Source organism: Mesorhizobium ciceri biovar biserrulae WSM1271 (genome assembly GCF_000185905.1).
Classification (GTDB): Bacteria; Pseudomonadota; Alphaproteobacteria; order Rhizobiales; family Rhizobiaceae; genus Mesorhizobium; species Mesorhizobium ciceri.
In genome coordinates this window covers 358,364-378,088 of the sequence record NC_014918.1, presented here as the reverse complement: position 1 = coordinate 378,088, position 19,725 = coordinate 358,364, and the positions used below count along the sequence as shown (strand labels likewise).

The window sequence follows — 19,725 nt, the reverse complement described above, 5'->3', positions numbered from 1 at the left end:
CAAGCGACGACCGGGCCGCACTCGCGCCATCGGCGATTAGCGACGCACTCCCGACGATCTCCAGTCCCCGAAGATCGGCTCGCCTGCGCGGTTTAATAGAACGGCGAATATGGCTCCCGGTCCGCTCGTGTGAAGACGGAGATGGGCTGGTCAATCCGCGCGACAACGCCCGCTCCGAAATTAATCCCAGTTCCGTCGCAGACACCAAATATGTTCGACCGCGTTCCGATCAGCACATTGACCGGTTTCCCGGCTTGGACGGGGTATGTGCTGTTGTGAATGAAAAGGACGCCGGTTGCCTGCAGCGTGTCATGCGCATTGCCGTTGCTGCTCGCTATCTCGACATAGTCGCGCCCTGCGAATGAATTTTGTGTCCAGATGCCGACAACCCCTTCCACCGAGAGCCAACCATTCGCCCAACCGTCCGCGTCGCGCGGAGAGTATTGTGTGAACAGGCGATAGGTAAGTGGGTCCGATAGCCAGAAAAGCGTTACGTAGCCGTCGATATCAGGCACATAGGTGAACCAGACGCCGGTTTCGCTCGCAGCCCACAGGCCATCCGCATCGTATGGGTCCAAATTGTTGGCGCTGACGAAATCCATTGACAGGGGTACCGGATCAGTCACGGCGTGATCGAAGAGTTGGGTGAGCGTCCAGCGCCCATTGTAGTTGAACCACTTGTCGAAGTAGGTTCCTCGAGCCACCGAGCTCAGGTCGATGATCTGTCGCTCCCCCCGTTCGACCGGACCAAAAGGAACGGGGTCGAAGTCCGGCAATTTGAGGCGCGGTATCATGACTGTGCTGGTCGCCGGTCGTGGCGACAACTTGCCCAGATCAAGCATGGATCCTGCTTCGCCAACCGCCGAACGCACGTTCCGCGCGATCAGATCCGTTCGATATTCTCGCCAATAGTGCCCGGACCGGATCTTGTCGAACGCGACCATCTGTTCGATCAGATCGTCGACGTCTTTGGCGGACCGTTTGGGCTTGGAAAGGAAAGCGTTCTGATGGCCAAGCAATTGCTTTCGCGCCTTGGCCTCACCTTCCAGAATGTCCGCGTCGAACGGCAGTTTACACCCCTCTGTTGGCGTAAAGCCGCTTTCATGCTTCGTGTGGAAATCGCCCATCGACTTGACCATGCTGCCTCCATCAGTCTCTGGCTAATCTTGCAACCAAGGTGACGGCGCTTCCTGATGATCGCCACCTCTCGCCGTCAGAATTTCACCGCGAGATCGAGCTTAGCGCCATTGTCGACAGCGCCACCGCCGAACTGTCCCGAATAGGACAGGGCGAGCGTCGCATTGGCCGACATTTTGAGGTCGATGCCGGCCTCGATCACGGCGCTGTCCGTGGCGATCGGCACGCCGGCGATGGTGAAGGCATCGCTGCCGGCAAAGGCGACCGTCGACAGCGGCGTGGTATCGCCGAAAGCGTGCCGCCAGCCGAGCATGCCGCGCGCTGTCGCATTGATGTTGCCGAGCGCAAAACCGGTCGAGCCGCGCAGGCCGAGCGTGGTGAAGGTGGCGTCGGTGGTGGAACCCGCGCTGGTCAACGCTGCCGCGCCGCCCTTTTCGGTAAAGCCGTCGGTGTGCACGCTGACATAGGCGAGATTGACGAAGGGCTCGAACTTGAAGCCCTCGGCATCGGGCCCGCTGCTACCGACCTTGTAGGCAAGTTCGCCGAAGATCTGCGCGGTGCCGGCGTCATAGTCGGCCGAAAGTTGATCGGCAAATCCGTTGAAGGCGACCGAGCGTTTTGTCGACAGGCTGCTCCAGCTGTAGGCCGCACCGGTTCGGAAAGCGATGGCGCCCCAGTTGGTGCCGCCATAGAGACCGAGATGGGAGTTGTCGGCGTCGCCCCTGGAGCTGCGATCATCGGCATCGAAGTTCGCATGGCTGTAACCGCCAAGCAGACCGACACGCCAGCCGCCCACCAGCGTGTCGGCGCCCGCCAGCAGGCCCCCCGTCGAACGATCGAAAGCGGCGGCGTTGCCGTCGCTGTCGGTGTTGCCCCAGGACCCGAAAGCCTGGCCCCAGACGGCAAAGCGATCGGTGTCGGCGGCGACCATCTCGGGGCCACCCTCGCCATAGGCCATGACGGGAAGTGCTGCGGTGCCAACATCGCCGAAGGCGGCGCGGACACGGCTGGTCGCGGCATCGCGGACGAAGCGGCTGTCCTCGACCAGCATGCCCTTGGCCGAGGCATGGATTTCGCCAGACAGCTGGTCGAAGACAGTGCGTGCCTCGGCATCGGTGGCCAACCCGGCGACGGCGCCGAACACAGCCCCGCTAGTCAGCCTGTCCAGCCCTTCGCCCGTGGCGATCTGGTTCGGCGTCAGCCCGGCATCGGCGAAGTCACGCACCTTGGCCACGTCGAGATAGGCGTTGTTGGCGTCGTAGGTGTCGGTCACCGACAGGAATGCGGTATTGGTGACGCCGGTCACCGAACCGAATTCGCCGGTCAAGCCGCCGTCGGCGGTGAGCACCTTGTATTGCGCGCCGACTTGCAGGTTGCCCACCATATGGACTTCAAGAGTGGAACCGGCAGCCAGCGTCGTCGTGCCAGTCGAGACAAACTTGTCCGATTGATTGAGGCCCCCGATATCGACCGCATAGATCGAGCTTCCATCGAACTGCGCATTGCCGCTCGTGTTGAGCACATCGCCGGCGAAGCCGTTGACCACCGTCGTGCGGCCTTGATTCACGAACATCGCCAGGTTGGTGAAGTTGGTTGTCGCGATACCGCCCACTCCGGCAGCATCGACGATGCTCCCGGGACCATTGGTCATCGTGTCGCCGCCGCCGCCGCCGCCGAAATCGCTGGTGCCGCCCGCCGTGCGCCAAGTGCCGTTGTTGTTGAATGTGTCAGCAGCAGCGCCAAAGGTCACCGTACCGGTGATGAAACCTGCGTTGGCAAGGACGAACGGCCCGCCGGTGGCCACGAGCGCTGAGTCGGTCAGCAGCCCGGAGCTGTTGCGGATCGTACCAACCGACGTATTGGTGATGGTGCCGCTGGAACCCGTCACCGTCACACCGCGCGCTACGCCGCTGGCCGTGCCGGCAACATTGACGTTCACCACGCCGGCGCCGGTTGCCTTGATGCCTTCGGCGGCAGTGCCGGTGACCGCGCTGTTGGCAGTCACCGTGACCGTGCCGGTGCCGCTATTAGTCGCTTCGATGCCGGTCAGGCCCGACACCGCGCCGGTGGTCGTCACACCAACTGTGCCGGCGCCCGCCGCGTTGGTCTGACGCGCGATGATCGCCGTATTGCCCGTTGAGGACACCGCGCCGGCGTTCACCAACACACTGCCGCCGGTGGTGCGCGCGTAGACACCATTGCCCGACGTCGCGGTTACCGGACCGACCGTCTTCACCGTCGTCGAGCCGGAGCCTAAGTTCTCCGCGTCGACGCCGAATCGTGCGCCGATGGCACCATTGGCCGTCACGTTGATGTTGCCAGTTGCGGCAGCTGGGAAGATCGCGGTGACGATGCCGGCATTGCCCGACTTAATGTCGCCGTTCGCCAGCGCCGTGACATTGCCGGTCGTCGACTGCGCCTGGATATCGATGGCGTCCTTGCTGCCGGCCAGCGCCGTTACCGCGCCGGTGGTGACAGTGATGGCGCCGCCTGCGGCGGTATCGCGCACCACAATGCCTTTGCCTGCCATCGAGCTGCTGGCGCCTGAGATGTTGACGCTGACCGTGCCGGAACCATTGTTGAGGATGTTGGCTGCATCGCCGCTGCCGCCGGCGAAACCGCCGGCGCCGGTGACCAAGATATCGCCAGCGCCGCCGGTGCCGGCGATCAGCTCCAGGCCATCGGTCGCGCCGGTCACCGTGTTGGCGGCATTCACTGTCACTGCGCCGCCGCCGGCCGCCAGAATGCCCTCGGAGAGGGTGCCGGTGATCATGCCGGCCGTGGTGACGGTGATCGCGCCCGTGCCGCCAGTGGTCGCGGCGATGCCCCTCGTGCCAGAGACATTGCCTGTGGTCACATCGACCGTGGCCGCAGTCGCTGCGAAGACCATTTGGGCGGTGATGCCTGCAAACCCGGTGGCGGTGACGTCGCCCGCAGTCACCTTGATATTGCCGCCACTGCCCTGCGCAAAGATGCCGCCACTGCCGCCGCCAGTCGCGGTGACCGGACCAGCCGCCGTCACCGTGAGCGTGCCCCCGCCCAAGTTTACGGCGGAAATCCCGCTGCGGCCATCGATTGCGCCGTTGGCCGTCACGTCGAGATTGCTGGTCTCCGACCGGGTCTGCACGTCGATTGCGGTTCCGGCCAGCGCGCTCACGGCACCTGTGGTGACGCCAATGTCGCCGCCAAGGGCTGTATCGCGAACGTAGATGCCATGGCCGCCGGTGGAGTTGCTCGCGCCCGCAATGTCGACCGTGAGGGTGCCGGCGCCGTTGTTGAGGATGTTCGCCGCGTCGCCGGTCCCGCCGACGAAGCCGCCGACGCCGGTCACCGAGATGTCGCCGCCGCCGCCGGTCCCGCCGATCAGGGTCAGGCCGTTGGTCGCCCCGGTCACTGCCTCGAGGACGCTTACGCTCACTGCATTGTTACCGGTCGCCACAATACCCTCGGCGAGGGTGCCGGTGATCGTGCCGGTGGCAGTGACGCCAACCGTGCCCGTGCCATTGTTGGTGGCCACGATGCCCGTCGTGCCGGAGACATTGTTCGCGCTCATGTCAACCGCGCCCGCGCCAGCTCCGGCGTGCCAGGCTACGATCGCCGTGTTGCCGGTGGCGGTGACATCGCGCGCTGCCACTATTACATGGCTGCCGACCGATGCGGCAAAGATGCCGTTGCCGGTGGTCGCGGCAATTGGACCCCCTGCGACCACCGTCGTCCTGCCCGTGCCGAGATTCTCGGCGTCGATGCCGAACCGGGCGTCAATCGACCCGTTGGTGGTCACCTCGATATTGCCGGTTGCCGCACCTGGAACGATCACCGCCACCAAACCGGCGTTACCCGCCTGAAGGTCGCCATTGGCGGTCACCGCGATGTTGCCGGTCAGCGACTGGCTCTGCGCATCGATCGCGTCCTTGCCAAACGCCAGCGCGCTGACATTGTTGGTCTTGACCGAAACGCCGGTGCTGGTCGCTACGTCGCGGACGGTGATGCCTTCGCCTGTTGCCGCAGAGACACTTGCGGCGATGTTGATGTCGACCGAACCGGCACCTCCCGTCTGCGCCGCATCGAAGGCATTGCCGGTGCCGTTGTTGATGATGCTCCCACCCGTGTAGGTGATCACGCCGCCGGCTGCCGAGAGCGAGAGCGCCGCGGTGCCGCCAGCTGTTGGCATGTTGCCGGCATCAATGCTGATCGTGCCATTGTTGGTGACGTTGAGACCACCGGCGCCAGTGTTGGAAACTGCGAGGCCATTGCCGCTTACCGTCGTTCCTGCATCGATGTTGAGGATGATCGGTGTTGCGATGGCACCAGAGTAAGCTCGGTCATTGGGCGGGTTATCAGGATACGTCGTGTCGATGGTGGTGGTATTGTCGCATTGGATCGTGGCGCCAACAACGAAGCAAGCCGACCAGGCCTGTCCCGGTGCCAGCAGGGTCGCGCCCGCAGCTGCGGCAACGCCAACAGCGGATCGCAGTGCAAGCCGGCTCACTTGAGAACGCAGCTTCCACCGCAAAGCCGAATTCGTGGAAGCCTTTCCCGGAATCGAAGGCGAAAGAACAGCCTGCCTGTGCCCGATCATTCTTGCCATCACGCTCAGTTCCCGTCGAATTCTCGAATGCGGCGGAGACTGCGGCCAAGGCCGTGGACCGAACAGTCGTCATATGACGACTGTTCGTCGGTTTGTGGGTAAGCAATAGATTGCTGGCCGGCTTGTTGCCGGCTGGCCACATATTCTGTTGTGCTAATTATCGACCAAGGTGAAAATAGTGGCAGGCAGAGCTGACGCCACCCGTCAGAGCTCTGTCCGCACAATGCCTACGCCCCTTTCAACAACGCCACGAGCCGGCTCTGCCGGCGGCTTCCGGTTTGGCGAATATTCGCTCCAGAGAGACCGGGTGATCTGCGCCTCGACTTCGCGTGCGGCTCCGGCTCGCTGCTGCTGAACGTGCGCAAGCGCATGGGGCCGCACGGCATCGGCAGAATCTACGGGCAGGAAAAGAACATCACCACCTACAACCTCGCGCGCATGAACATGCTGCTGCATGGCGTGAAGGACACTGAATTCGAGATCTACCACGGCGATACGCTTTCCAATGACTGGGACATCCTGCGCGAATTGAATCCTGCAAAGAAGCCTTCCTTCGATGCCATTTGTGGCCAACCCGCCCTTCAGTTTGCGCTGGGATCCGACTGAGGCGATGGGCGACGATGTGCGGTTCAAGAACTATGGGCTGGCGCCCAAGTCGGCCGCGGACTTTGCCTTCCTGTTGCACGGTTTCCACTACCTGAAGGATGAAGGCGTAATGGCCATCATCCTCCCCCACGGGGTGCTGTTCAGAGGTGAGGCGGAAGAGCGCATTCGAACCAAGCTGCTGAAGGACGGTCACATCGACGCCGTCATCGGACTGCCCGCCAACCTGTTCTATTCGACGGGTATCCCGGTCTGCATCCTTGTTCTGAAGAAGTGTAAGAAGCCCGACGATGTTCTCTTCATCAACGCAGCCGAGCACTTTTTGAAGGACAAGCGTCAGAACAAATTAGGGGATGGCAAGAACGGGACAACGGACCATATCGGCAAGATCATCGAAACCTACAAGTTCCGTAAGGAGGAGGACCTATTCCAAGCGCGTCAGCATCGATCGTATCGCCGACGAGGGTCACAACCTCAATATTTCCCGCTACATCAGAACGGCTGAGGATGAGCTCGAAATCGATCTAATAGCCGCCAATGAAGACTTGGTCAGAAGCAGTTTCGCGCAGCGACAGCGAAGCACAACACATTCTTGCGCGAGCTTGGGCTTCCAACCTTGCCGCTTTCAAAAGGATGACGCCGGGCTCGAATCGACCATCAAGCAGCGCGCCGGTGCGCCTTGAGAGCTGCTGATTTCCCACGTCCGCTTTCGGTCTATATCGATGTTGGCTTGTACGGCGGTAATGAGGCGCATTGCTGCCGCTAGCTCACAGCTAGCTATCATCCGCTACGAGGATGGGGAAGCACAAGCAGTGCGCTGGAAATGGCGTCGGGCTCTGTTCACTTGCTATGCCTAGGAATGTGCATATATTGTGCGTAAGAGAGAGGTCGGAGATTTGTCATGACCCACGCACAGCTCGCACAATCGAAAGTGGTCTCAGGTTTTGTCGACAGCCTGCAGGAGCCGCGCACGCCTTATATCTCGCCGAAGCGCCTGTCGCAGGCGCTGGGCGTGAAGGTGGCCAACTTGGCGCAGTTGACCGGCGTCCACCGCAACACGCTCCGTAACCCGTCGTCGGAGCGACTGCAGGGTCGGATGCGCGAGATGGTGAAGGTGATTTCGGCCGCAACGGAACTCACCGGCGACGTCGACAAGGCGATCTACTGGTATCGCAATGAGCCGATCGCCGACTATGGCCATCGCACGGCGGCCGAACTCGTCGCGGGCGGCCAGGTCGAAGCAGTGCTGGCCTTCATCCGGGATCTCGAGAACGGGGCGCGCGGGTGAAGGTCACCCGCGTCGGGCCGGACGAGATCTTCCATCGCTATCTGACACCCAAATGGGCCTTCCTGCCCACCAGTGGTGGGGGCGCGGCGATCGATGGCGGGCGCTTCAATCGGCCCGGCGTCGAAGCCGTTTACCTGTCCCGCGCGCCTCAGACAGCGTTGGAGGAATACAAGCAGGGTGCCAGCATCACCCCGCCCGCCACCCTTGCCGCCTACAAGATCACGCTTTCCGAGATCGCCGATCTTTCTCAGGGGTTCGACCCGAATGTTTGGGATAGTGCCTGGAACGAATGGGATTGTGCCTGGCGCCAGATCGCTCGCATCGACAGCAAGATACCGTCATCGTGGAAGCTTGCGGACCTGGTCGTTACGACCGGGCTTCGCGGTATTCTGTTTCCGTCGCTGCGTCACGCCGGCGGCACCAATCTGGTGATCTTTCCGGCCAATCTTGTCGACGGTGATAAGGTCGCGGTTCACGATCCCGATCACCGGCTACCGACCGATCAGTCATCATGGCCCTGAGTTGCTAGCTGTCGTAAGCAACCCGATTTCCGATCAGTTCAGAGCGCCTCATCCTCAACGACGCCAGTCGTTGGGTCGCCCTCTTCGAAGTCGCCCTCCCCCCGGACAAGACCGGTCGGTATATCCCCGGCCAGCAGCTTCTCCTTCGACAGCAGCCCGGCGTCCTCGAGCGCCTCGAAATCCGGCAGCTGGCGCAGCGTGTCGAGCCCGAATTGCGACAGAAAATTTTTGGTCGTCACATAGGTATAGGGCGCGCCCGGCTGCGGACTGCGCGGCCCCGAGGCGATGAGATCCTGCCCCCGCAGCACACCGATCAGGTCGCGCGACACCTCCTTGCCGAAGAAGGAAGACAGCTCGCCACGCGTGATCGGCTGGAAATAGGCGATGCACATCAAAACCAGCGCCTCCGCCTGCGACAGTTCTTTTGCCCGCTCGCCCGCTGCCGTGCCGAATGCGGCGCGGATGGCGTCGCCAAAGATCTGTCTGGTCCGGTGCTGCCAGCCGCCGGCGACCGCGACCAGCTCGTAGGGGCGGCCGGCGAGCTCGGCGCGAATGTCGTCGATGATCAGCTCGAGATTGCAGTTTTTTCCCACCACCCGCGCGAGGACACCGCGTGTCACCGGTTCGCTGGCCGCAAAAATGACCGCTTCGACGCGGCCCATCCATTCGCGCCAGCGCAGCTCCGGCGGCAGGTGGGCGAGTTCGGTGTCGAGCAGCACAGGCTGTTCGTTCGGCTTGCGGCGGGCGGACGCTTCGCTCATCGCTACAGCCCAAACAGCCGAAAAGTAGTGCGGCCGGAAAGCTCGCGCACGGCATCGAGCTGTTGCAGCCGCTCGAACAGGCGTCGCGCCGCAAAGCGCGACAGGCTTTTGGTCGTCAGCGATCCGGAGACGGCGTCGTCGTCGAGCAGTCTTTGGATCACATCGCCCGCCCCCTTCGCCCTGAGCTTCGGTGCGACGGCGATGAGCCGCTCCGCGCGACGCGACAGCTCGGCCGCCAGCCGGCACGCGTCCGCCGCCGCGTGAACCAGCGCGACGCAGACCGCGCGCTCAAAATTCTTGTCCGCGGGTCGGATGCGCTTGCCGCCGGCCTCGCCGCGAAAAGTCGGCCCAAAGGCTTGCGCCATCAGCAGCGGCACCGGCCGCGGCCAGCGCAGGCCGTGCGCCAGCACCAGGTCGGCCAGCCACCAAGCCAAAAGCTCGCAGTCGGGGCGTACGGCGACGACGTGAGCGGCGATCGCCGCCGCGGCGAACGGCGCCGGCCGCTGCGACCTCACCACTTGTTCGATCTCCGTGCCCAGGTCGGCAAGCGCGGCGCCTTCCCAATGGAGGCCGAGCTGGCCGACGATGTTTTCGAGTCGATCGGCGCTGGCACCGGGCGGCTGCCCGGCCAACTGCCGCCAGGCGCCAAGGATGGCGCCGGCGGGGCCGGGATCGGCGCCGGCCGGGCGCAGGTGCCAGGCGTCGCGCAGGGCGGCCTCGTCTTCGGCGCGCCCAGCCAACCGCATGCTGGCGGCGGCACAGCGAAGCGCCAGCCGCTGCCGCCAGGTCCCGGCCCAACTGGCTTGCGCGCGGGCAAGCGTGTCGAGGGCACCCAGGGCGGCGCCGGCCTGGAAGGCGGCGTCGATCTCGCTGGCGTCACGACCGGACGCGAGCGCCCAGGCCGGTACGGTCGGCGGCGCGGCGAGGCTGGCGGTCGCGGGATCGAGGCGAATCATGATTGGAGCGTAAAGCGCCCGTGCGCTTTGCGCCATCAATTTCGACCCAAAACGCACAGCCTGTCGTGCAGATATAATGAATGATAATGTTGCATTATCGTTCGTTACAAGCCATGCTAGCAGAATGGCCCCTATCGTCGACCTGAGCCGCGAAAATCGTCCTGAGGAGAGCAAAGCGCCGTCCCACAGCACGACCGCGATCGCCAGCACCTCCCCTCCCTCGCCTCCAGCTGACGACTTGCCTGATATTGTCGATATCGTCATGGAAATGGCGCAGGCACCCTGCGAGCCGCAAAACGCCCCTCCCCTGCCGGCGCACCTGGAAGGGCTCGCCGAGCGCGCGCGCGATTACGTCGAGGCAGCAAGCTCGGCGAACACCCGGCGCGCCTACGCCGCCGATTGGAAGCATTTTTGCGCCTGGGCGCGCCGCCAGCATCTCGATGTGTTGCCGCCCGACCCGCAGGTCGTTGGCCTTTACATCACGGCCTGCGCGTCCGGTAAGGTGACGGGCGACAAGAAGCCGAACGCCGTCTCGACCATCGAGCGACGTCTCTCCTCGATCACCTGGAATTTTTCTCAGCGTGGCCAGCCATTGGACAGGAAGGACCGGCATATCGCCACTGTGCTGGCCGGCATTCGCAACACTCACGCCTCCCCTCCCCGGCAAAAGGAAGCCATTCTGACTGAAGACCTGATTGCCATGCTCGAGACCCTTGACCGTGGAACGTTGCGCGGCCTGCGCGACCGCGCCATGCTCCTGTTGGGTTTCGCCGGCGGCCTGCGGCGTTCTGAAATCGTTGGCCTGGACGTTGCCAGGGACCAAACCCAGGACGGCCGCGGCTGGATCGAGGTTTTGGACAAAGGCGTTCTCGTCGCATTGCGCGGAAAGACCGGCTGGCGCGAGGTCGAGATCGGCCGTGGCTCGTCCGATGCCACATGCCCGGTTGTGGCGGTGCAAACCTGGCTGAAACTGGCGAGGGTCGGCCATGGGCCGTTGTTTCGACGCGTCACCGGAAACGGCAAAGCAGTTGCAGCCGAGCGGCTCAACGACCAGGAAGTGGCGCGGCTGGTCAAACGCACCGCCCTCGCAGCCGGGGTTCGTGGCGACCTGTCCGAAGGCGATCGTGCAGAGAAATTTTCCGGTCATTCCTTGCGCGCCGGTCTTGCCTCATCGGCTGAGGTCGACGAGCGTTACGTTCAAAAGCAGCTTGGCCATACGTCGGCCGAAATGACCCGCCGCTACCAGCGGCGCAGGGACCGGTTTCGCGTCAATCTCACCAGGGCCAGTGGACTGTAGGCCCCCTCCCCTGGCGGATCGGTCTATCGCCAAGACAGCTGATCCCTCGGCAGCCGACCACTGGGGTCGAATACAGCCACCTTGTGCGGGAGATCGGGGCCCCAGTTCCAAAGGACCAGATTGCGATCCTCCATCTCGGCCCCCGGCGCGAAGCTCGGAACCACGATGCCGGCAACATTTCGGGGTTGCAACCGCTCATAGATGGACCAGGACGCTGGACGTTCTCCGTTGCTGAGAGCCGTCGCCCAGGCACAGGCCATCTCTTCGAGCGTCACAGAAAACTCTCCTCTCCGCTCTTCCGTTGTCAGATCCGCGATGTCGTCACAATCGATCTCATAGGAGCAAAGCACGCAGGGATCGATCCGCTGTGCGAAGCCCTGGTTGGCTTCCTTGATCGCTGTCATGATGGTCAGCGCCAGATAGAGCGCCGGCACGCCTTTGGGATTGAATCGAGCCCCTCGGATCGCCGCTCCTTCGCCGGAAGTCGGCTTGAATGCCCAACGTGGATCATGTGCGCGGTAGCAGGTTCCGACGAACCTCACGCAAACCCGCCAACGGCCATGTGATCGAGATAATCACGGACCGCTGCTGCCTTGCCGTCCTTCACCAGCGCCTCAGCGGTGCGTCCCCCAAATGCCGGAAGCGGCTGAGCCCGATACCAGGCCATCGCCTGCTCCTTGCCACCCGCCCATTCCGTCACTCGGCTGATGATCTCGAGCATTTCTCGCAGACGCCCCTGGGTCTTTACCGTGGCGCTACGCTCTGACCGATAAAGCGTCTCGCGTGCAAGACCTGCAGTCTGGGCCAACTGGCCTTTGGACATGCCAAAACCGTCCGCGACCTGCCCAATCGCAATCTTCCCATTCCGGTCCATGTAGGACAAGATGAGAGGTCCATTCTGCTCGGCTATCTTGAGTGCCTGGCCCATGGTGTTCATCCTACCATATCGGGAGTCATATTTCGTGTGCAGAAGATATGGCACTTGTAGACTGTTTTCAAGAACGAACCCGTTCAGTGGCCGCGCCGCAAACCCCGCCGACAGGTGGGAATGTGCCAGGCCACCTCAACAGCACCGGTCACATCCTTACGCCGCTGCCCCGCGATATCTTGCCGCTCATCCGGTCATCCGTGCTGACGCGCCATTGGCTTTCAGCGCCGCCATGAGCATAGGTCCAACAGAAAACTCACCCGCTTTTGCCTTTTCGGTCAGCACGCGCAGATAACCGCCAGCCGAGTTGATATGCTGCGCTCTTTGCAGAATGCAGGCGATCACGATCGCGGCAACTTCCTGGCCCATCACATGGCAAGCCTCCTCATAGGCTGAAGGCGACACGCCAAGGTATCCTCGCACCTGGGCGGCGGTCATCATCAAGTCGCGCCAGCTTCCGATCCCGTTGACGGCATAGTCGGCAATATCGGGACAGGCCCGCAGCACCAGTCCAATCGGGTAGCCTTTCGGCTTCTCGGGGGGGTGGGATGTTGGCTCGGCCTCCGCCCTGCTTTTTTCGAAAGCCGGTTCAAATACAAAAGCGGAGTCTGTGTTTGAATCAGATTGCTGCCGCTCATTATGGGACTCATTGCCGCTAGGATTCTTGGCATTTGTGAAGCTTTCCAGCATCTTGTTGACCGCTTCGTGCAGCTCTACCAGCTCGGCGACGACCCCTTCCAGCTCCGACAGGCCTGCCCGGCGTGGAATTGCGTCCACAATGGCCCGGAACCGCTTCCACAGCGTTCCCCAGTCCCCGGGCACATCCTCCTCGACAGCCGCCTCGATCAGCTTATGGATGTCGCGGCGGTGCAGCGTGATGCGCTCCCGCATCAGTCTGAGCGCCCGACCGTCGGCTCGAACCTGGTCGGCCGCCTGCTGAAACTCCGCTGCCCTGGTGATCAACGGGGCCAGGGAGAAGCCGAAGGCCTCCACCACAGCCCCGCCCGGCCCTTTGCGGGCAAATCTTTTGCCGTTGGCGCTGTCCCTGCGGATGATGAGGCCGCAACTTACCAGTTCCGCCAGGTTCCTGCGCAGCGTGGAATCGGCCATGCCGTGCGCCCGCAGCGATAGCTGAGCGTTGGACGGAAAGACCATCAACCCGTTTTCCTCGCTGATCTGGTCGTCTGGATAAAACGTCAAAAGCCCGCTGAGCACCGCCAGGGCGCGATCGCCGACGCCGACAATCGACTTGCCCTCGCACAGCCACCGATAAACCTGCCATTTCTCGACGACAGACCCCTGAGGTATCTGCCTTGACGCCGTGTTGGCTTTCACCAACGCAAGCGTCATCGGCCGCCGCCCGAAGGGCGTCGTCGCAAACCCACTCTCCATTTCCCTCACCTTTCAATCAGGCAAAAGAAATCTGCTCGCCGAAATGGCGCCACGACTCTTGACAGTGATTCGGGGAAGTGCGATTCTCAGCTTGCTACAGACGAGAAGGGCTTCCGCGACGGCGACGTTCGGGGGCCTTTTTCTTTTGCGGTTTCAGTCTCCTGTTTTCTTGGCTGTTTCCGATTGCCGAAAAGCCTCGAAAAGCTCGTCCAGCCGATCGGTTATGAACGCTCCGAACGGCGAGGCTTCCTTGGCCTTCAGGGCAAGCGTAAACACTTTTCCTGTGTCGGTGATCTTGGCTCGCACGGATCTGTCGTGCGGTGCCCAAGCCTTTTCCTGTGTCTTCGATGCTGCTGGCGCGCGTTTTGCCGGCGCGCTCATGAAGTCGAACAGACGCGCAAATCGTGCGTCACTGCCTGACGTGGCGAACTCTGGACTTGCCACATAGTCGGCCGCCCTGCCCGCGCTATCCGGATGCTCCATGAGCTTGGCGAGCTGCCACCACCTGTCCCGACCAACAGTCTTGGCGGCGCCAATGGCCACAATGACTGGCTCTGGAATGTTGCTGGTAACAGAACGCATCTTCGAGAAGGTCGTGTCATCGAGCGCCAAAGCCGACTTCACCGTGTCGGGCGTGTGGCCGCGCTTGAGAATGCGATCGGCAAACAGGGTCCTTTCGATGAAGGACAAATTGGCCCTTGCGGCGTTCTCTTGGCCCTGGGCAATAACATGATCCTCATCGCCCATCTTCTTGACGACCGCGCGTACTGGCCGTCCCAGCTGGCGGGCAACCTTGACGCGCCGATGCCCGAAGACGGTCTGAAAGCGACCGGAGAGCTCAGGATGAGGCCTGACCAGGATCGGAGAATCTTGGCCTCTTTCCCGAATGGCCGCAAGCAACTCCTGATATGCCTCATCGTCTTCGTCCAGGCGATCCGAAACGAAGGAGGTGTCGACAAATGCCGGATCGAGATCCACGACCGAGCTCTTGGAGAGCTCCTCGAAGGATTGCATGATGGAGCGCGACGCCCCGCGAACGGCATACCCGGATACGTCCTTCGCATCAGCCACTGCCGTCGCAGGGCCCAACACACTGCCGAAAATGTCCCTGCGTGCCATTTAACCGCCTCCAATCGCGGTTAGCGATTTGATTTCAAAGACAAAATTTCCAGTTTTTACTGCCGTAAACTTCGCCGTCATGACCGTCCCCACGCACGATGGATCAGCGTCGCGATTTCAGCATTGACCGCATCGAGGGATTCCAGTGCACGGTCGTAGGTGGAACGGGTAAAGGCCGACTTCTCCACCTCGTAGAGCGTCTGCTTGGTGAGACCCGCGTCCGAAATCGCCGTCGACTTCAACATCGGATTCTCCAGGATCTGGCCGGCAAGCATGGACTGCATGAAGCCTACCATCTGCGCCTGCGGGATATCCGTCGGCTCGTAGCGTGTGATCAGATATCGAAACCAATCGAGCTCGATTGCCGCACCGGCGGCCTTGATGGTTTTCAATATGCCGCCGAGCATGAGCAGGAACTGGCTCATAGACATCAGGTCGAGCATCTGCGGATGAACTGTAATGAGAACCGACGTCGCCGCCGACATGGCCGTCAACGTCAGGTAGCCAAGCTGGGGCGGGCAATCAACCACGACAACGTCATAGCGATCGTCGACCTCCGTTAACGCCTTCGCCATGCGCGTGAAGAACTGGCGCCCGGCATTTGACGTCTTATCCTGCATGGCGAGGGGCGTGTCGTATTCGTATTCCTGCAATTCGAGATTGGCGGGGATGATATCGAGACCTGGAAAATTCGTCGGAAGGATTACGTCCGCAATCGAGCGGCGTTCGTCATCGTAACGAATCGCCTCATAGAGCGAGAGGTTGTTATCAAGTTCCGGCTGGAAGCCATGCAGGGCCGACAGTGAGGCTTGAGGATCGAGATCGATTGCAAGAACACGGTGGCCGGTCAAGGCCAGATGCTGGGCGAGGTGGGCGGCAGTCGTTGTCTTGCCACTGCCCCCCTTGAAGTTGACGACAGCAACGACCTGGAGCTTGTCGCCGGACTTGCGGTGCGGGACATACTTCTTGACTTCGGTCCTGCCATGCTGGTCCAGGAAATGGCGCAGCTCAAGCATCTGCTGGGCAGTGTAGGACCGGCGTCCCGATGGGATCTGCTCGGGCAGGGGGCCCTTGCCCTCCAGATGAAGGCGCTTCAGATTGTTCTGCGAGACACCAAGATAGTGAGCGACTTCTGCCATCGAAAACGAACGCAGCGTCTTCGCCGCATCGGGGGGAAATTTCTCCATCCGAAGCTGGTTAAGGCGCCGTGATATCTCAGCACCCTGCTCGAGGATTTTCTCATCGAACTCGAAGCTCGGTAGCCGCATGGCGATATTCATTCTCGTCGAAAACCTGAATTGGCGCTTTTTGCGATGAAATTATTCAACAAGCGCCATTAAGCTCCGATTCGGAAAGCCCGGCAAGAAGTTTTAGGTTAACAGAAGGTGAACAGCACTAGCGGGCTTCCTTGCGGCCGATTCCTGCTGTCGTCGGATAATGGCGGGTTGTCGTTCGACTGGAACTCTCCCGCTCATCTGGCTAAACGCCTGGTTTTTCTGACACAAAGAGCAGTCTTTACGGCAGTAAAAACCGCCCCATCAGCGGAGCGGCTTAGGGGAGGGGAGGGCGCTTCCACCCGCTCAAGGCGGTAGGCGGGCTCGCTTTGCCGGCTGAGGCTTGGTCGAAGGCATCAAAAGCAATGGCCGACCTCCTCCATCATGACGAGACGCAAACGTCCAAAGCTCGGACCGACCCCAATTCGTCTCTAGCGGCCTCAAACGATATTCGCTGACATAGGGTAGGTCAGCGTGCCTCCTGCAGGTGCGTTTGCATGCGGAGGTCAACCGTTACCCGACTGAAAGCCGATCGCTGGAGACCGCAGTTCGCGCACCATCGTTTTGAGCGGTGCGGGCGAGCGCCCGAAACTTCCTTTATCTGCTCGCCAAGGGAGCGTTCGCAACCGACGAGGGTGCCACCCGAGCGTTGATAGCAGACGCTTGGTGATGAAATCCGGCCTGAGGTAGAAACCGAATTTGTCGGCTCGGGAACAACGATGCCAAGACCATCATTCCCGGCTCTATGGTGTCACTCTTGGCCCTTGAGGTCGCTGTCGCCGTAGGCTGCCGCGGACACCGTTGAACAGCTGATCTCGGGAAGGGGAGGGGGGCCCATCTTCAAGCGGGGTCGGAGGCTTGCCAACGCGCTGTTGGGTGGATTTCATCTCCTGAACGAATTTCATGGAAATCAGCTCATCGACAAGATCCGAACTGGCCTGCTTCATTGCGATTGTAGATGGCATTCATCAGTGAGCCAATGATGACCCGGGCGAGGTCCGGATGGTTCTCGAGTGTGTTGAGTCGACGTTGATGAAGATGTCGATTTTGCCCGCTGCAACCTCGTCGGTCGCAAACTTCTGCCCGAGACGAGCGCGGCGTAGCTCTCGTAGGACAGCCAGTGCGTTTCCCTGGATGCGGCCCCATAGATGCCCGAGAATGTCTCCGGTGTCATGTTGATGAAGCGGGCGACGTTTTCGCGGACAAATGCGCTTTGCGACGAGTCGCAATCCTGCAATCGGGTCGCAGTTTTGGTTCCGGAACCCATTGCGTCACGCCGCGCAGCAGTGGTTCGACCACGTCGCATGGAGTGGGTGTCGGCTGAACATGACACCGAGCTATCCGCTTGGCCTTCGGCGAATCGAAGCAATTCAGCACGAGCCCAGAGTCGGTGACATCGCCATATCTGTCCGCCCCGGTCGCAGGCCTCTGACCTTGCGGTTGTGCGCGGCTATCTCCCGCGAGGTCTGTGCGCCCGCGGAACCGGTCCGCTTTGGGAATTCCGAACTTCGCACAATCTATTCCGAGGGTAGGATCATCACAGCCTTGTCGGCGGTGTGGTTCCTCCGGGCGATGGCTTCCTTCACTCCAGATTCCCAGGTTCATATGACTCACGCTGGACGGGTTCAGGTCGACGGCATTCTCGGCCTTGCTCACTTTCATGCTTGAAGCGCTGCATTCGCTTGGTTTCATCACCGGCGGTGTGGCCGCTGGCGCGATCGGCTGGAGCGGAAATCCGCTCGCCCTTTGGCAGCCCTGGCTTGCCTGGGTCGGGCAGCGCAGCGGGGCGAGGGCACATGTCTGTGCCACTCCTGTGGTCGAGGTCGAGGGCGTGAAGGTTGCGCCGCTGATCTGCTACGAGCAGCCCATCGTCGTCCTTGCCATCCAAGAGGCGGGCCGCGCGAGCCTGGGCATCTCTGTTCGGTCTCTATCCAGCCCAAGTGATCGTTGACAGAGGCGCTCTGGGAGCCTAGCGTATCTGACTGGTATAACAGGTATGCCACATGATCGGCGTTCTGATCAAACCGCGGAAGCTTTCGGAGGAGGTTGCAGCGCACCTCGAGCGGATGATCCGCAGGGGAGAGCTGGCCGAAGCCGACCGGCTCCCATCCGAGCGGGAACTCATGCGGCAGTTCGGGGTCGGGCGCCCTTCAATCCGCGAGGCCCTGCTGCATCTGAGCAAGATGGGGCTTGTCGAGGTGAAATCCGGCGAGCGCGCCCGCGTCACTCGGCCAACCCCCCAATTCGTGATCGACGCCCTCTCGGGGCCGGCGCGCCACATGATTTCGGCCCCTGGCGGGGTTCATGACTTCCAGAGCGCGCGTTTGTTTTTCGAAGTCGGGCTTGCCCGCAACGCCGCCATCAATGCCACGTCAGAGGATATTGAGGGCCTCAAGGAGGCGCTCGAAATCAACCGGCAGTCGATCGGGGACCTGACGCGCTTCGAGCGCACCGATGTGGACTTCCACTACGTGCTGGCGGTGATCACCCGCAATCGTATCTTCACAGCCATTCACGCGGCGTTGGCCGAATGGCTGCTGGAACAGCGGCGCACAACTTTGGCCAAAGGTGAAGACCGAAAGGCCTACGAGGCTCATCGCGAAATCTTTGATGCCGTCGCCGCGCGCGATCCAGACGCCTCCGAAGCGGCTATGCGCAGGCATCTGGAATATGTCTCCAGACGCTATCTTGAAATTGCGGGTGGCAAGGGATGAGCGGCTTCGTGGTCTGGGTCGATTTCCGCCTCAAGCCGGGTGCCCGGGGCAGATTCCGAGAGCTCGTGGACGCCAACGCGACCGCGTCGGTACGCCGCGAAGCCGGCTGCCGCCGCTTTGATGTGACGCAGGCGCGCGGCGAGCCCGACCGGGTCCTGCTCTACGAGATTTACGACAGCGAGGCGGCATTCAAGCTCCACTGCCGGACAGCCCATTTCGAGGAATTCAATTCGCAGAGCGCGCCGCTCGTCGACACCAAGCTGGTGACGATCTGCGACCTTGTTGTCGAAGCTTCGTCTTGAAGAACGCATAGGCGCAATGCGCCCTTTGTGGGCGAACGGGAGGGAAGTTCATGTCGGAGCCAAGTCTCAAGGCGCTAGCGTCTCACAGACGCGTCAAGCTCGGGACCCTTGTCGCCGAGTTCGCGACGCCGGGGATAGGCCACATCCTGAAGTCCGCTGGCTGTGACTTCGCCTTTTTCGATATGGAGCATTCGGGCTTCAGCCTGGAAACGGTCAAGAGCGCGATCCGCTATTTCGAGGCGGCCGACCTGCCGGTTATGGTGCGTGTGCCATCGCAGGACTACCATTTCCTCGCCCGCGCCATGGATATGGGGGCCGAAGGATTAATCGCGCCGATGGTGAGTACCGTCGAGCAGGCGCAGCACATCATCAGTTCCATGAAATACCATCCGGCTGGCGCTCGCGGCGTGGCGCTGCAGATCGCGCATGACCGTTACCGTCCGGGCTCGGTTGCAGATAAGTTCGAGGCGGCCAACCAGCGCTCGGTGTTCATCTGCCTGATCGAGACCGCCGACGGCGTCAAGAACATCGACGGCATTGCGGGATTGGACGGCGTCGATTGTCTGTGGGTCGGTCACTTTGATCTGTCGGTCTCGCTCGGCATTCCCGGCGACTTCGCGCACCCGACCTTCATCGCCGCGATGGCCAAAATCGTTTCCGCCGCCAAAAGGCACAACAAGTCGCTCGGGCGCCTGGTGCCCAACGTCCAGCAGGGCCACGAGTTCTACGCACAAGGCTTCGACTTCATTTGTTATTCGGGCGACGTCTGGATACTGCACGACGCGATCGCCGACGCGGTCTCCAAAATCCGGGCCGGGTGCCAGTAAGAACGGAGGAGAGAATGG

16 protein-coding genes and 2 pseudogenes are annotated in these 19,725 nt (G+C 61.9%); 8 read left to right on the top strand and 10 right to left on the bottom strand.

The window, feature by feature from the left end; all coding sequences use genetic code 11:
• Nucleotides 1–92: 92 nt before the first annotated feature.
• Both MESCI_RS31960 and MESCI_RS31955 read right to left on the bottom strand, forming a co-directional pair.
• Nucleotides 93–1,139, bottom strand: a complete 1,047-nt coding sequence (locus MESCI_RS31960; RefSeq protein ID WP_013525339.1) for a hypothetical protein — start codon at nt 1,137–1,139, stop codon at nt 93–95.
• A 74-nt stretch (nt 1,140–1,213) separates the two neighbouring features.
• On the bottom strand, nt 1,214–5,626 hold the full coding sequence (locus MESCI_RS31955; protein WP_164920107.1) for an autotransporter domain-containing protein: 4,413 nt from the start codon (nt 5,624–5,626) through the stop codon (nt 1,214–1,216).
• 417 nt (nt 5,627–6,043) lie between these two features.
• On the opposite strand from MESCI_RS31955, the pseudogene MESCI_RS31950 reads away from it, so the two are divergent.
• The 3 genes and pseudogenes from MESCI_RS31950 to MESCI_RS31940 form a co-directional block, all read left to right on the top strand.
• Nucleotides 6,044–6,965, top strand: a pseudogene (locus tag MESCI_RS31950) (type I restriction-modification system subunit M); the annotation flags it as partial.
• Nucleotides 6,966–7,229: 264 nt separating this feature from the next.
• A complete protein-coding gene (locus MESCI_RS31945) occupies nt 7,230–7,616 on the top strand; it encodes a hypothetical protein (protein WP_013525337.1) in 387 nt (128 codons plus the stop codon).
• Nucleotides 7,613–8,137 carry an RES family NAD+ phosphorylase gene (locus tag MESCI_RS31940; RefSeq protein WP_013525336.1) on the top strand — a complete coding sequence of 175 codons (525 nt, stop codon included), beginning with the start codon at nt 7,613–7,615 and terminating at the stop codon, nt 8,135–8,137. The genes MESCI_RS31945 and MESCI_RS31940 overlap by 4 nt, the downstream gene beginning before the upstream one ends.
• 38 nt (nt 8,138–8,175) lie before the next feature.
• Here the strand turns inward: MESCI_RS31940 and scpB are convergent, their stop codons facing one another.
• On the bottom strand, nt 8,176–8,898 hold the full coding sequence (gene scpB, locus MESCI_RS31935; protein ID WP_013525335.1) for an SMC-Scp complex subunit ScpB: 723 nt from the start codon (nt 8,896–8,898) through the stop codon (nt 8,176–8,178).
• A gap of 2 nt (nt 8,899–8,900) precedes the next feature.
• A complete protein-coding gene (locus MESCI_RS31930) occupies nt 8,901–9,854 on the bottom strand; it encodes a DUF1403 family protein (protein WP_013525334.1) in 954 nt (317 codons plus the stop codon).
• Between the two features lie 124 nt (nt 9,855–9,978).
• Between MESCI_RS31930 and MESCI_RS31925 the strand changes: the two genes are divergently transcribed.
• Entirely contained in the window at nt 9,979–11,151 is a 1,173-nt protein-coding gene (locus MESCI_RS31925) for a site-specific integrase (RefSeq protein ID WP_013525333.1), read from the top strand.
• A gap of 23 nt (nt 11,152–11,174) precedes the next feature.
• On the opposite strand, the gene MESCI_RS31920 is transcribed toward MESCI_RS31925, so the two are convergent.
• From MESCI_RS31920 to MESCI_RS31895, 6 genes and pseudogenes are all read right to left on the bottom strand, one after another.
• Complete coding sequence (locus MESCI_RS31920) at nt 11,175–11,693, bottom strand: RES family NAD+ phosphorylase (RefSeq protein ID WP_013525332.1); 519 nt, start codon at nt 11,691–11,693, stop codon at nt 11,175–11,177.
• The gene (locus tag MESCI_RS31915) at nt 11,690–12,079 is read right to left on the bottom strand and encodes an MbcA/ParS/Xre antitoxin family protein (protein WP_013525331.1); all 390 of its coding nucleotides are present in this window, start codon (nt 12,077–12,079) and stop codon (nt 11,690–11,692) included. The genes MESCI_RS31920 and MESCI_RS31915 overlap by 4 nt, the downstream gene beginning before the upstream one ends.
• Before the next feature lie 186 nt (nt 12,080–12,265).
• A complete protein-coding gene (gene repC, locus MESCI_RS31910) occupies nt 12,266–13,471 on the bottom strand; it encodes a plasmid replication protein RepC (protein WP_013525330.1) in 1,206 nt (401 codons plus the stop codon).
• A 153-nt stretch (nt 13,472–13,624) separates the two neighbouring features.
• On the bottom strand, nt 13,625–14,590 hold the full coding sequence (repB, locus tag MESCI_RS31905) for a plasmid partitioning protein RepB (protein ID WP_013525329.1): 966 nt from the start codon (nt 14,588–14,590) through the stop codon (nt 13,625–13,627).
• 77 nt (nt 14,591–14,667) lie between these two features.
• Nucleotides 14,668–15,870: a plasmid partitioning protein RepA gene (repA, locus tag MESCI_RS31900; protein ID WP_013525328.1), complete on the bottom strand. Its 1,203-nt coding sequence runs from the start codon at nt 15,868–15,870 to the stop codon at nt 14,668–14,670.
• Between the two features lie 939 nt (nt 15,871–16,809).
• Nucleotides 16,810–17,124, bottom strand: a pseudogene (locus MESCI_RS31895) (type IV secretory system conjugative DNA transfer family protein); the annotation flags it as partial.
• A 400-nt stretch (nt 17,125–17,524) separates the two neighbouring features.
• On the opposite strand from MESCI_RS31895, the gene MESCI_RS31890 reads away from it, so the two are divergent.
• The 4 genes from MESCI_RS31890 to MESCI_RS31875 are packed head-to-tail and all read left to right on the top strand — an operon-like array spanning nt 17,525 to nt 19,707.
• Entirely contained in the window at nt 17,525–17,815 is a 291-nt protein-coding gene (locus MESCI_RS31890) for a hypothetical protein (protein ID WP_164920106.1), read from the top strand.
• A gap of 52 nt (nt 17,816–17,867) precedes the next feature.
• Nucleotides 17,868–18,578, top strand: a complete 711-nt coding sequence (nanR, locus tag MESCI_RS31885; RefSeq protein WP_013525327.1) for a transcriptional regulator NanR — start codon at nt 17,868–17,870, stop codon at nt 18,576–18,578.
• Nucleotides 18,575–18,880: a putative quinol monooxygenase gene (locus tag MESCI_RS31880; RefSeq protein WP_013525326.1), complete on the top strand. Its 306-nt coding sequence runs from the start codon at nt 18,575–18,577 to the stop codon at nt 18,878–18,880. The genes nanR and MESCI_RS31880 overlap by 4 nt, the downstream gene beginning before the upstream one ends.
• Nucleotides 18,881–18,930: 50 nt before the next feature.
• Nucleotides 18,931–19,707 carry an HpcH/HpaI aldolase family protein gene (locus tag MESCI_RS31875; protein ID WP_013525325.1) on the top strand — a complete coding sequence of 259 codons (777 nt, stop codon included), beginning with the start codon at nt 18,931–18,933 and terminating at the stop codon, nt 19,705–19,707.
• Nucleotides 19,708–19,725: the final 18 nt, after the last annotated feature.

Excerpts from the sequence above, each read along its gene's own strand:
- MESCI_RS31945 (WP_013525337.1), top strand. The coding sequence starts at position 7,230 with ATGACCCACGCACAGCTCGCACAATCGAAAGTGGTCTCAGGTTTTGTC.
- repB (WP_013525329.1), bottom strand. The coding sequence starts at position 14,590 with ATGGCACGCAGGGACATTTTCGGCAGTGTGTTGGGCCCTGCGACGGCA.
- scpB (WP_013525335.1), bottom strand. The coding sequence starts at position 8,898 with ATGAGCGAAGCGTCCGCCCGCCGCAAGCCGAACGAACAGCCTGTGCTG.
- MESCI_RS31930 (WP_013525334.1), bottom strand. The coding sequence starts at position 9,854 with ATGATTCGCCTCGATCCCGCGACCGCCAGCCTCGCCGCGCCGCCGACC.
- nanR (WP_013525327.1), top strand. The coding sequence starts at position 17,868 with ATGATCGGCGTTCTGATCAAACCGCGGAAGCTTTCGGAGGAGGTTGCA.
- repA (WP_013525328.1), bottom strand. The coding sequence starts at position 15,870 with ATGAATATCGCCATGCGGCTACCGAGCTTCGAGTTCGATGAGAAAATC.
- MESCI_RS31925 (WP_013525333.1), top strand. The coding sequence starts at position 9,979 with ATGGCCCCTATCGTCGACCTGAGCCGCGAAAATCGTCCTGAGGAGAGC.
- repC (WP_013525330.1), bottom strand. The coding sequence starts at position 13,471 with ATGGAGAGTGGGTTTGCGACGACGCCCTTCGGGCGGCGGCCGATGACG.
- MESCI_RS31890 (WP_164920106.1), top strand. The coding sequence starts at position 17,525 with ATGCTTGAAGCGCTGCATTCGCTTGGTTTCATCACCGGCGGTGTGGCC.
- MESCI_RS31915 (WP_013525331.1), bottom strand. The coding sequence starts at position 12,079 with ATGGGCCAGGCACTCAAGATAGCCGAGCAGAATGGACCTCTCATCTTG.
- MESCI_RS31960 (WP_013525339.1), bottom strand. The coding sequence starts at position 1,139 with ATGGTCAAGTCGATGGGCGATTTCCACACGAAGCATGAAAGCGGCTTT.
- MESCI_RS31880 (WP_013525326.1), top strand. The coding sequence starts at position 18,575 with ATGAGCGGCTTCGTGGTCTGGGTCGATTTCCGCCTCAAGCCGGGTGCC.
- MESCI_RS31875 (WP_013525325.1), top strand. The coding sequence starts at position 18,931 with ATGTCGGAGCCAAGTCTCAAGGCGCTAGCGTCTCACAGACGCGTCAAG.